General features: G+C 74.1%; 10 protein-coding genes and 1 pseudogene. 10 read left to right on the plus strand and 1 reads right to left on the minus strand.

Translation table 11 applies throughout. The annotated features are described in order from the left end of the window. Window positions 1-78: 78 nt before the first annotated feature. The 6 genes and pseudogenes from ACTWJ9_RS30380 to npdG all read left to right on the plus strand — a co-directional run bounded on the left by ACTWJ9_RS30380 (window position 79) and on the right by npdG (window position 7108). A complete protein-coding gene (locus ACTWJ9_RS30380; RefSeq protein WP_443294982.1) occupies window positions 79-2346 on the plus strand; it encodes a molybdopterin-containing oxidoreductase family protein in 2268 nt (755 codons plus the stop codon). A gap of 166 nt (window positions 2347-2512) precedes the next feature. Next, on the plus strand, window positions 2513-4114 hold the full coding sequence (locus tag ACTWJ9_RS30385; RefSeq protein ID WP_388708873.1) for an AMP-binding protein: 1602 nt from the start codon (window positions 2513-2515) through the stop codon (window positions 4112-4114). Window positions 4115-4333: 219 nt separating this feature from the next. Then, on the plus strand, window positions 4334-5338 hold the full coding sequence (locus tag ACTWJ9_RS30390) for a DUF2889 domain-containing protein (protein ID WP_388708870.1): 1005 nt from the start codon (window positions 4334-4336) through the stop codon (window positions 5336-5338). Between the two features lie 113 nt (window positions 5339-5451). Beyond that, window positions 5452-5667, plus strand: a pseudogene (locus ACTWJ9_RS30395) (SDR family NAD(P)-dependent oxidoreductase); the annotation flags it as partial. A 23-nt stretch (window positions 5668-5690) separates the two neighbouring features. Then, entirely contained in the window at window positions 5691-6284 is a 594-nt protein-coding gene (locus ACTWJ9_RS30400; protein WP_279338147.1) for an SDR family oxidoreductase, read from the plus strand. Between the two features lie 107 nt (window positions 6285-6391). After that, entirely contained in the window at window positions 6392-7108 is a 717-nt protein-coding gene (gene npdG, locus ACTWJ9_RS30405; RefSeq protein WP_388708867.1) for an NADPH-dependent F420 reductase, read from the plus strand. 288 nt (window positions 7109-7396) lie between these two features. Here npdG and ACTWJ9_RS30410 read toward each other — a convergent pair whose 3' ends face one another. Next, a complete protein-coding gene (locus tag ACTWJ9_RS30410) occupies window positions 7397-7573 on the minus strand; it encodes a CBS domain-containing protein (protein ID WP_279337488.1) in 177 nt (58 codons plus the stop codon). Between the two features lie 448 nt (window positions 7574-8021). Between ACTWJ9_RS30410 and ACTWJ9_RS30415 the strand changes: the two genes are divergently transcribed. The 4 genes from ACTWJ9_RS30415 to ACTWJ9_RS30430 are packed head-to-tail and all read left to right on the plus strand — an operon-like array spanning window position 8022 to window position 11176. Beyond that, complete coding sequence (locus tag ACTWJ9_RS30415; protein ID WP_279337489.1) at window positions 8022-8441, plus strand: hypothetical protein; 420 nt, start codon at window positions 8022-8024, stop codon at window positions 8439-8441. Continuing rightward, window positions 8438-9370, plus strand: coding sequence for a hypothetical protein (locus ACTWJ9_RS30420; RefSeq protein ID WP_279337491.1), 933 nt, complete (start codon window positions 8438-8440; stop codon window positions 9368-9370). Before ACTWJ9_RS30415 ends, ACTWJ9_RS30420 begins: the two co-directional genes overlap by 4 nt. Further along, window positions 9357-10757: a V-type ATPase 116kDa subunit family protein gene (locus ACTWJ9_RS30425; RefSeq protein ID WP_443294983.1), complete on the plus strand. Its 1401-nt coding sequence runs from the start codon at window positions 9357-9359 to the stop codon at window positions 10755-10757. Before ACTWJ9_RS30420 ends, ACTWJ9_RS30425 begins: the two co-directional genes overlap by 14 nt. Next, window positions 10754-11176: an ATP synthase subunit C gene (locus tag ACTWJ9_RS30430; RefSeq protein ID WP_279337493.1), complete on the plus strand. Its 423-nt coding sequence runs from the start codon at window positions 10754-10756 to the stop codon at window positions 11174-11176. Before ACTWJ9_RS30425 ends, ACTWJ9_RS30430 begins: the two co-directional genes overlap by 4 nt.

Raw genomic sequence — 11176 nt, forward strand, 5'->3', positions numbered from 1 at the left:
GGTTCGGATCCCTCGTGAGACGTCGGCGCGGTCCGCGGTGCGGCCGCGCCGGACGTCCGCGGCAGAAAGGACCGTCGGATGACGACTTCCCGGCCCGCGCACGAATCGGCCGCGCACGACCCGACCGACCCCGACCCGCGTCCCCCGTCCCCGGACGCGGCCCGGCGGGCACGCCCCGCCGAGGGCGACACCGTGACCCGGAGGACGTCGTACTGCCGGTTGTGCCCGGCCAGTTGCGGGGTCGAGGTGGAGACCGACGGCACCCGCGTGCTGCGCGTGCTGGGCGACCGGCAGCACCCGATCTCCCGCGGCTTCACCTGCCCGAAGGGGCGCAGGGCCGCCGACCTCCTGCACGGCCCCGACCGGTTGACCTCCTCCCGGCGGCGGACGGCCGCGGGCGAGCACGAACCGGTCGACGCCGACACCGCGATGGTGGAGGTGGCCGCCCGGCTCACCGGGATCGTCGAGGAGCACGGGCCGGACGCGGTGGGCCTGTTCATCGGCACCCAGCACCACTTCGCCACCCTCACCCCCTTCATGGCGCGCGCCTGGTTCCGCGGCCTGGGCTCCCGCAAGCTCTTCTCCACCATGACCCTCGACCAGTCGGCGAAGTGGCTGGTGAAGTCGCGCATGGGGGTGTACGCGGGCGGCCCCCAGTCGCTCGACGAGGCCGACGTGTGGCTGCTGGCGGGCACGAACCCGCTGGTCTCCGTCAACGGGGGCGACGGGGACGGCGCGCTGGTCACCAATCCGTCGGCCAACCTCAAGGCCGCCCGGGACCGCGGGATGCGGCTGATCGTCGTCGACCCGCGCCGCACCGAGACCGCGGCACGCGCCGACCTGCACCTGCGACCCCGCCCCGGACACGACGCGCTGCTGTTCGCGGGGCTGCTGCAGGTGATCCTGGGGGAGGGGCTGCACGACCGGGACTTCTGCGACCGCCACGTGGAGGGACTGGACGACCTGCGGGCGGCGGTCGCCGAGGCCACCCCCGACAGGGTCGCCCGCGTCTGCGACGTGCCGGTCGAGGAGCTGGTGCGGGCGGCCCGGATGTTCGCCGCGGCCGAGCGGGGCATGGTGAGCACCGGGACCGGCGTCTGCATGGGGCCGCGCTCCAGCATCGCCGAACACCTGGCCGCCTGCCTCAACGTCGTCTGCGGACGCTATCTGCGCGAGGGCGAACCCGTGCCGGGGCGCGGCGTCCTGATGGGCGAGGGGCCGGCCCGCGCGGAGGTGGTCCCCGCGGACCGCGAGTGGGAACGGGGATTTCGCAGCCGGGTGGGCGGACACGGCCTGCTGCGCGGCGAACTGCCGGCGGCCCTGCTGCCCGACGAGATCCTGCGGCCCGGACCCGACCGGATCAGGGCGCTGGTGGTCTCGGGCGGCAACCCCCTGCTCGCCCTGCCCGACCAGGACACCGCGCGGCGCGCGCTGGAGAGCCTCGACCTGCTGGTGTCGATCGACACCCGGATGTCGCAGACCGCGCGCCTCGCCGACTACGTCATCGCCCCCACGATGCTGTACGAACGGGCCGACCACACCGGGCTGATGGAGACCTTCTTCCCCCGCCCGTTCGCCCAGTACACGCCCGCCGTGGTCGCCCCGCCCCGGGGCGTGGTCGAGGACTGGCGGGTCTTCTTCCGGCTCGCGGCCGAGACGGGAGGGCCCCTGCGGTTCGCGGGCCGGGACCTGGACACCTCCCGACCGCCCTCCTCGGAGGAGCTCCTCGACCTGGTCGCCTCCCGCGGCCGGATCCCGCTGGACGAGGTGCGCACCCACCCGCACGGCCTGCTCGCCGGGCACCCCGGCACCACGGTGGGCCCGGCCCGCGAGGAGCGGGCCGGGCACCGCCTGACCCTGCTGCCCGCCGACGTGGCCGCGGAACTCGCCGCCGCGCTGGCGCCCGTCGCCGCGACGGTACCCGTGGGGGCCCGGTCCGCGGGGGCCGAGGGCGGGGCGGGCGAGGGTGGGGCGGCGGGCGGCGAGGACGCCGAGGAGTTCCCGCTGCGGCTGGTCGTGCGGCGGATGAGGGAGGTGGTCAACTCCCTAGGGTCGGCGGTCGCCGGTCTGCCCCCGCAGTCGTACAACCCGGCCCACCTGCACCCGCAGGACATGGCGCACCTGGGCATCACGCACGGCGCCGCGGTGACGATCCGCTCGCCGCACGGAACGCTCGAGGCCGTGGCGCACGAGGACCCGAGCATGCGACCGGGGGTCCTGTCGATGACCCACGGCTGGGGAGGCCTGGAGACGGGCGGGGACCCGCGGACGACGGGCAGCAACGTCACAACCGGCTCACCTCCCTGCACCACGGCGCCCAGGCGGTCAACCACATGCCGACCCTGACGGCCGTCCCGGTGTCGGTCACCCCTGCCCCGCCGGGTCTCGCCGACCGTGAAGAACCTTCCCCTTAACCTAAAGCCTTGAGGTTATTATCTAACGTCTGTAGGATATTTTTCGGATGGGACGACGGCCACCGCTCCGGGCGGCGGCATGACGCGAAAGGGCTGACATGGCAGGCTGGGACTTCGCGAGTGTCTTCGAGGCCGTGGCCCGTGTGCACCCCGAGCGCACGGCGTTCGTTCACGGGCGACGACGAGGCACTTGGGCGCACTTCGACGACCGCGCGGCCCGGCTCGCCACGGTGCTGGAATCCGCGGGCCTCACCGCGGGCGACGTCGTGGCCGAGTACATGCGCAACGGTCCCGAGTACCTGGAGACCTTCTTCGCCGCCGGCAAGTCGGGCCTCGCCCCGATGAACACCAACTACCGCTACGTCGAAGACGAACTGGTGCAGATCTGGGCCGACGCCGACGTCAAGGCGGTCGTCTTCGACGCCGAGTTCCGCGAGCGGGTCGACCGGGTGCGCCACCGCCTGCCCGGCGTGCGGCTCTGGCTCGAGGTCGGCGAGGGCACCGACTGGGCCCCCTCCTACGCCCGCGAACTGGACGCGCACCCCCCGCGGCCGCACGGCGGCGGACGCGAAGACTCCCTGATCCTCATCTACACCGGCGGCACCACCGGACACCCCAAGGGCGTGATGTGGCGCCAGGGCGACATCCTCTCCCTGCTCAACGCGCAGAACCCCCGACCGCTGCCCGACCACGGCGACCGCGAGGCCGTCGAGGCGCACCTGGCCGGACTCACCCGGGAGATCCGCTCCCTGGTGGCGAGCCCGCTCATGCACGGCGCCGGACTCTTCTACGCCATCTCGGCACTCAGCGGGGCCGGCACCCTCGTCATGACCCCGGGGGCGCGCTTCGACGCCGAACAGCTCCTCGACGTCATGGACGGCGAACGGGTCCAGTCCCTCGCGATCGTCGGCGACGCCTTCGCCCGGCCGATGCTCGCCGCCCTCGACGAGAACCCCGGACGGTGGCGCCTCGACGGCCTGCGCGCCGTGTTCTCCTCCGGCGTGATGTGGAGCCGCCCGGTCAAGGAAGGGCTCCTGAACCACATGCCGGCGGCGCGCCTGCTGGACGGACTCGGCTCCTCCGAGGCCTCCGCCGTCGCCTCGACGGTGTCCGTGCGCGGGGACGTGGCCGACACCGGCTCGTTCGTGCCCTCCGACCGGGCCGCCGTGCTGCTCGACGACGGAACCCTCGCCGAACCCGGCGACGGCAAGGTCGGTCGCCTCGCGGTCACCGGCTGGATCCCGGTGGGCTACCTCAACGACCCGGAGAAGTCCGCCCAGGTCTTCGTCGAGGCCGCGGGCCGCCGCTGGTCCGTTCCCGGCGACCTGGCCCAACTCGACGCCGACGGGCGGATCCAGCTCCTCGGCCGTGGCTCCAGCTGCATCAACACCGGAGGGGAGAAGGTGTTCGCCGAAGAGGTCGAAGAGGTCCTGAAGCAGCACCCGGGCATCGCGGACGCCGCGGTCCTCGGCGTCTCCGACGAACGCCTCGGCAGGAAGGCCGTCGCCCTTCTCCGGGCGGGGGAGCGGCCGCCGTCGGAGGAGGAACTCCACACCCACGCCCGCGCGCACCTGGCGGGCTACAAAGTGCCCAAGCACATGGCCTACGTCGACTCGCTGGAACGCGCGGACAACGGAAAGCTCGACCACCGACGGCTGACCGGCATCGCCGAGAGCAAGTGGGGGGACGGCCACGCCTGACCCGGACCGGCGGCCGCAGCCCGGACCGCCTCCCCCGGCTTTCCCCGCCGACCGGGGAAAGCAGCCGGCACGGAGCGGACCCCCCCGCACGGCGGCGAGATTCCGGGCGAACGCGGGCAGCGGGCCGCCCCACGGGAAGGACGGCACCGGCTCACACCTGCCTCCCCTGGGGAAGCCGGCGTGAAGAGCGTGAGACCCCCATCGACGAAGAGGCACCCGATGACCACCGAAGACCCTCCGGCACCGCAGCCCGCCGGCCCGCTCGGGCCGTCACCGGTCCGCCCCCCGGGCAGCGTGCGCCGTACTTCGACGCTCGACACGCGGTGGCCCGGAGGATTCGGCACCGGGCTCCACATCGACGGGCGGGCCCGCGACCTCTACACCCCGGCCGACGGAAGGCCCCCGCTCGTCGTCGCCGAGGACCGGCTGCGCGTCCGATTCACACCGGCGAGCCGGGTGATCGAGGAGATCGAGTCGACCCCGGCCAGGAGCGAACTGACCCTCCTCACCGGCGCCCGCTGCGGCGGCGGATTCCGCACCCGGCTGGCGCAGGCCCTGCCGCGGGAACGGGACACCGGGACCCCGCTGTACCTCATGCTGGACGATCTCGCCGCGGTATCACTGATCGCGGACTTCGCCGCGACCCGGTGGCCGTCTGCCGGGCCCGGCACACACCGGGCCGCGGCGCGCCCGCAGGAAGGCGTCTGCACGGGATTCATGCCCGGATCCAGCGCCCTGAGCCCCGACCACGTCCGGAAAGGCGGCGACCGGACACGCCGGGTCGTACCGCTGCCGCACCCCGACGACCCGGCGGGCTGGCACGAACTGGCCGCACCCACCGAACCGTCGATGCGCCGGGCCCGGCGCATCGACGTCACACCGGGCGAGGTCATCGGCGTGGACGCGATGTTCCAGGACAGCGCGACGGTGCCCGAGGGCGGCAGGAGGGCTGTGCACGAATACCGGCTGCACGCCACGGCCCACGCACGCACCGGCGCCCTCCTCACCCTGCGGGCCGAGCCGCGCATCCTGCCCTACGACGAGTGCCCCCTGGCCGTGCTCAACCTGGACCGTCTGCTCGGGACACCCCTGGCGGACCTGCGCACCACCGTGCCCAGGGTGCTGCGCGGCACCGACGGGTGCACGCACCTCAACGACGCCCTGCGCGCGTTGGCCGAGGTGCCCGCCCTGGTGGCCGCGCTGCACCGGAGCGCGCAGGAGTGAAGACGCCGGGACGGCAGGCGAACACCCGGGAGGAACGGCCCGCCAGGAGCCTCGTCCCCGGAGGAACCCGACATCCCGGGCAGGCCACGCGAGGCGAGGAGAGAGGTCCCCACGTGCACTCACTGCAGGGGAAGGTCGCCCTGGTCACCGGAGGCGCCAGCGGAATCGGGGCGGGCGTCTGCCGCCACTTCGTCGACGCGGGTGCCTTCGTGGTGGTGGCCGATGTCGATGAGGAACGGGGCCGCGGCCTGGCCGAGGAGCTCGGTGATACGGCGGTGTTCCGCCGCGTCGACGTCACCCGCGAGGAGGACATCGCCGCGGCGGTGACGGACACGGCTGCCACCCGGGACGCCTGGACTGCCTGGTCAACAACGCCGGCCGGGTGGGGTCCCGGCGCTTCGCCGAGGACATCCCGGCCGACGAGTGGGACGAAGCCTTCCGGCTGCTGTGCCGCAGTGTCTTCCTCGGCATCAAGCACGCGTCCCGGGTCATGCGCGACCACGGCGGTGGCAGCATGGTGAACACCGGCAGCGTCGCCGGCCTGAGGGCCGGTTACGGCCCCCACCCTTACGGCGCGGCCGAGGCCGCCGTTGTCCAGCTGACCCGCAGCAGCGCGGTGGAACTCGCCCCTCACGGAATCCGGGTGAACGTGATGACGCCCGGCGGCGTGGCCACCCGCATCGTCGGCCACGGCGCCGGCCTCACGGGATCCGCCCTGGACGACAGCGTCGAACGGGTACGGGAGAGCCTGCGCGACTTCCAGCCGGTTCCCCGCAGCGGCGAGCCGCAGGACCTGGCCGCCGTGGCGGCCTTCCTCGCCTCCGACGCGTCGAGTTCCCTCACCGGACAGGAAAACGTCGTCGACGGCGGCCTGTCGCTGGGCAGGTCCTGGCCCCCGGAGATCCAGGCACACGCGAGGAAGGCGTCGTCCCGGACCGCGCCATGAGCATGGGCGGGGCGGCACGCGTGCCGCCCCGTCCCTCCCCCGGATCCCCGGGGACAGCCCGGACGACCGTGCTGTCCGCCCCTGCCCCTCACAAGGAGGAACACAACGTGAGCACACCAGACGCAACTCCCCCCGCCCCCGCGAAGGCCCCGGCCAAGGACCCCTGGGACCTGCCCGACGTCTCCGGGCTCGTGGTCGGTGTGCTCGGCGGCACCGGACCGCAGGGCAAGGGCCTCGCGTACCGGCTCGCCCAGGCCGGCCAGAAGGTGATCATCGGCTCGCGCGCCGCCGAGCGCGCGCGGGCGGCCGCCGAGGAACTCGGGTACGGCGTCGAGGGCGCCGACAACGCCGAGACCGCCCGCCGCAGCGACATCGTGATCGTCGCCGTGCCGTGGGACGGCCACGGCACGACCCTGGAGTCCCTGCGCGGGGAACTGGCCGGCAAGCTCGTCGTGGACTGCGTCAACCCGCTCGGCTTCGACAAGCAGGGCGCCTACGCGCTCAAGCCCGAGGAGGGCAGCGCCGCCGAGCAGGCCGCGGCCCTGCTGCCGGACTCCCGGGTCACCGCGGCCTTCCACCACCTGTCCGCGGTACTGCTCCAGGACCCGGAGATCGACCGGATCGACACCGATGTGATGGTGCTCGGCGAGGTCCGCGCCGACGTGGAGATCGTGCAGGCGCTGGCCGGGCGGATCCCGGGCATGCGGGGCGTCTTCGCCGGGCGGCTGCGAGGCGCCCACCAGGTGGAGGCGCTGGTCGCCAACCTGATCTCCGTCAACCGCCGCTACAAGGCACACGCCGGGCTCCGCGTCACGGACGTATGACATCCCGGGCGGCCCCGCACCGGGCCGCCCGGAAGACGCGCCCAGGCCCCGCGATCCGGCTGTCCAGGCCGCGGGAGCGCTCCGGCCATCGGGGCGCCCCGGCCACCGGAGCGGCGGCGGACCCCAGGTGCCTGGTCTTCTCCGGTTCGTTGATCGGGTGGGGGAGCGGTCGGAGCGGCGCGGCTCGGCCCAGGGCTCGGTGCGGGCGATGCTCGTTGTAGAAGGTTCCGAACCCGCGGAGCGCGTGGAGGAGGTGGCCGACGCTGCTCGAGGAGGACCTGGCCGCTGTCACGGAACTCCGGCCTCGGGCAGCAGGTCGGCCCCGGAGACGACACCGGTCACCTGGCCCTCGCTGTCCACCACGGGTACTGAGCCCAGGTGTTCGCGGGAGAGGGTGCGGGCGACGTCCGGAAACGGTGTGTCGCCGGTGACCGGGACGGTCGGGACGGCCATGACGTCGCGCACACGTGGTGCCTGCGGTGCCCGGTCGCGGTTCTGTGGCTGAGTGGGGGCCGGGGTCGGTGCTGCCGGAGACGCCCTCGCTCTCGCCTCCGACGCCGAGACGGAGGCGAGAGCACCGGGACAGCGTCGCAGCAGATCCTGGCGGTGCTCTTCCTCCGGTGTCCAGGAGCGGCGCGGAACGGCGTGACGGGCTTCTCGCGCGGCGGCTCGACGTTCGTGGTCACTCACCGCAACCTCCCGACGGAGCAGTCGGTCTTCCACGCGGCCCGTGTCACATTGATCCCGGGCTCATGCCCTGTGCCCTGCAGCGACCCACACAGCGCGACAGCGCCGACATGAGAGCGGAAACTTGGAACAGGGCCGGACGTGAGGGGAGCCCATGGCGGGATTCCGGGATTTCCTGACGCGTTTTCGCCGTCGGGTGCCGCCTGGCCGTGCGGCACCCGGGGGTGTGCCCGCGGATCGTTCAGCAGAGGCCGCCGCCGAACTGCAGTCGCCGTTGGTGCTACTGGAGCAGGCGGAGGCCGAGGCGCGGGCCGTGCGTGAGCGGGCCGCCCGGGACGCTGCGAGAGTGCGGGCCGAGGCCGCGCGGCAGGCCGAGGAGATCGTGGAGCAGGCACGTGCTCGCGCCCACGAGGTGCGGGCGGAGGCCGCCGTCCGGGCACACCGCTCCGCCGAGGCCGAGGCGGCCGTGCTTTTGAGCGACGCCGAGCAGGAGGCGGCACGCGTACGCCGGCGGGCTGCGGCACGCACACCCGCTCTTGTGAACCGCGTGGCCGCACTCGTCATCGAGGAACTCGGCACCGGGGAAGACGTCCCCTCTCCGATACTCACCCGGGACGGGCAGCCCGGGGAAAGGGGCCCGACGTGAGTGCCGGATGGGTGGCCGGGACCACGCGGGCCCGGACCATGCGGTCGCGATGCCTCGGCGCGACCGGACTCCGGGAGGTGGCCTCCGCCCCGACGCTCGACGCCGCGCTGCGCTACCTGGGAGGCACGGCCTACCGGCGCGACCTCGCTCCCGGGATGTCGCTCGCCGAGGCCCAGCAGGCAGTCGCGGCAACACTGCTGTGGCACCTGCGTGTCCTCGCGGGCTGGCAGCCACGCGGCGGCGCGGCGGTGATCCGAGTGCTGGCGGCAGGGTTCGAGATCTCCAACACCGAGGAGCATCTCCGCAGCATGTCCGGAGCGGTTCCCGCGCGGTCCCACCTGCCCTACGTCCTCGGCGCGCTGGCGACAGCGTGGCCCCGGCTGGCCCGGACCGGAGCGCCGGACGCGCTCAGGGCCGAACTGGCCACCTCCGTCTGGGGCGACCCCGGCGCCGACACGTCGGCCGCGGTAGCCACCGGGATGCGGGTCTCCGCCGCGGTGCGTACCGCTGACTCCGTACCCGAGGCCGCCCGTTGGGCAGCGGGACGGCTCGCTCTGCTGATCGCGCGCGAGGTGTTCCTCGTCGGCCGCCCGCTGACCGGACCCTCTGCCCGGACGGCCACCCGGCTGCTCGGGCGGGCGGCGGTTGCGGCTTCCTCGTTCGCCGGCTTCCAGCGGCGGCTGCCGGAGCCCGCGCGCTGGGCACTGGACGGGCTCGACGCCGCTGAGGACCTGTGGCGGGCGGAGACCCGGTGGTGGGAACGGCTCGCTCGGGACGGCTCCGAGCTGCTGCGCGCATCTCGCCCCGGCTCCGGGCCGGTGGTGGGCGCGGTCGCGGTGCTGTCCACGGACGCCTGGAGGGCACGCGGGGCATTGGAGCTGGCCGCGCGGGGCGGCGGATCGCCGGAGGCGCCCGATGCTCCGTCCTGATGCCATGGGCCCTGTCCGCATGCAGCGGGTGGCGGTCGTCGCCCCTCTGCACGCTGTGCGGGAGGCCCTGGTGCGCGTCGCAGAGGCGGGTTGTGTGGAGCTCGACCGTTCCGACGGCGCAGCCAGGGGTGAGGCGGCCGACCGTCTGCGGCGCCTGCGCTCCGGGCCCGCGAAAGCCGTCGTCAGCGCCAGTCCCCCCGACCTCGACGCCCTGGAGCGCGCGGGCCGAGCCGATCTGCTGGCGGGGGAGGCACAGCTCGAGGAACGGCTCTCCGGCGTGGTGCGGCACGGTGAGGTCGGGGCGCTCGCCGGCTGGTGCCCCGTCGTCGACGTGCCCGCGACCGCCGAGCGTTTGGCCGGGGCCGGGGCGTCGCTGGTGCCGTTGAAGGCACCACGCGGGGCCGACCCTCCGACCCTGCTGCGCGACGACACCAGCGCGATACGGCGCTCGTTCACGCCGCTGGTGCGCACCTACGGGACAGTGCCCTACTCCGACCTTGATCCCACAGTGCCCGCGGGCCTCGTGTACGCGGTGATGTTCGGCGTCATGTTCGGCGACGCCGGACACGGCGCGCTGCTGCTCCTGGCCGGGCTCCTGCTGCGCACCGGCCGCCCGCGCCGGGCGGCGTCGCTGCGCCCGCTGTGGCCGTTCGTGGCCGGTGCGGGCCTGACCAGCGCACTGGCCGGGGTGGCCTACGGCGAGTTCTTCGGCCCGACCGGCGTCCTGCCGGTGCTCTGGCTGAACCCGCTGGACGAGCCGATACGGCTGCTGGCCGCGGCCGTCGTGCTCGGCGCCGTACTCCTGGCGCTGGCGTACGGGGCCGGGGCGGTGAACCGCTGGAGAGAGAGCGGGCCGTCCGGCGCCCTTCACGCGGTGTCCGGCATCGCGGGAGGGGCGCTCTACCTCGGACTCGTGGTGGTCGCCGGAGCTGTCTGGCTCGGCCGCTCCGGGTACGCCCTCGCCGGGGCGGGCATCGCGATCACGGGGCTGGTTCTGGCCGGAACCGGAATGTACGCCGCCACGGCCGGCGGCCCGGGCGGCGTCGCCCAGACCGGTGTCCAGCTCTTCGACGCCGTCGTACGGATCGGCTCGAACCTGCTGTCCTTCGCGCGGCTGGCCGCCTTCGGGCTCACCCATGCCGCGCTCGGCGACGTCGTGTGGCGCGGCACCACGGCGCTGGCGGGCGGAGGGCCTGCCGCACTCGTGGGGGCCGTGGCGCTCTTCCTCGTCGGCAACGGCCTGACCTTCGCGCTGGAGCTGCTGGTCGCCGGTGTGCAGGCGCTGCGGCTGGAGTTCTACGAGCTGTTCTCCCGGGTCTTCGAGACACAGGGCCGGCCCTTCCGGCCCTGGAAGGTGCCCGTTCAACGCACGGAGGTGATGTCGTGATCGCCTGGCTCATCGCTCTTCCCGTCATCACGGTGGTCTGGCTCGTCACCCGGCTGCTGGTGCGCCGGTCCGCCCGCGCGGCCTTGCGGCTGGTCCTGGCCGCCGACGCCCTCCTGTTCGCCGGGGCGCTCGCGCTGCTCATGGTGGCCCTCAGCGGCGGGGACGCACGAGCCGCCGCCGCAGCCGAGACGGCACAGAACTCCGGATCCGGCTCCGCCGCACTGATCGGCGCCGCGATCTCGGTGGCCGCGGCCTCGATCGGGGCGTCGATCGCCGTCGCCTACACCGGCGCAGCGGCGCTGGCGGCGCTCAGCGAGCGGCCCGAGCTCTTCGGCCGGGCCATGGTCATCGTCGGCCTCGCCGAGGGCATCGCCATCTACGGCCTGGTCGTCGCGATCATCCTGATCGGAAAGGCCTGA

The sequence above is a fragment of the Streptomyces sp. GDS52 genome, assembly GCF_052246875.1.
In the GTDB taxonomy this organism is placed as follows: Bacteria; Actinomycetota; Actinomycetes; order Streptomycetales; family Streptomycetaceae; genus Streptomyces; species Streptomyces cathayae.

What these genes read in the sequence shown, in the direction of transcription:
- ACTWJ9_RS30380 (WP_443294982.1), top strand. Translation starts at nt 79, where the DNA reads ATGACGACTTCCCGGCCCGCGCACGAATCGGCCGCGCACGACCCGACC.
- ACTWJ9_RS30385 (WP_388708873.1), top strand. Translation starts at nt 2,513, where the DNA reads ATGGCAGGCTGGGACTTCGCGAGTGTCTTCGAGGCCGTGGCCCGTGTG.
- ACTWJ9_RS30390 (WP_388708870.1), top strand. Translation starts at nt 4,334, where the DNA reads ATGACCACCGAAGACCCTCCGGCACCGCAGCCCGCCGGCCCGCTCGGG.
- ACTWJ9_RS30425 (WP_443294983.1), top strand. Translation starts at nt 9,357, where the DNA reads ATGCTCCGTCCTGATGCCATGGGCCCTGTCCGCATGCAGCGGGTGGCG.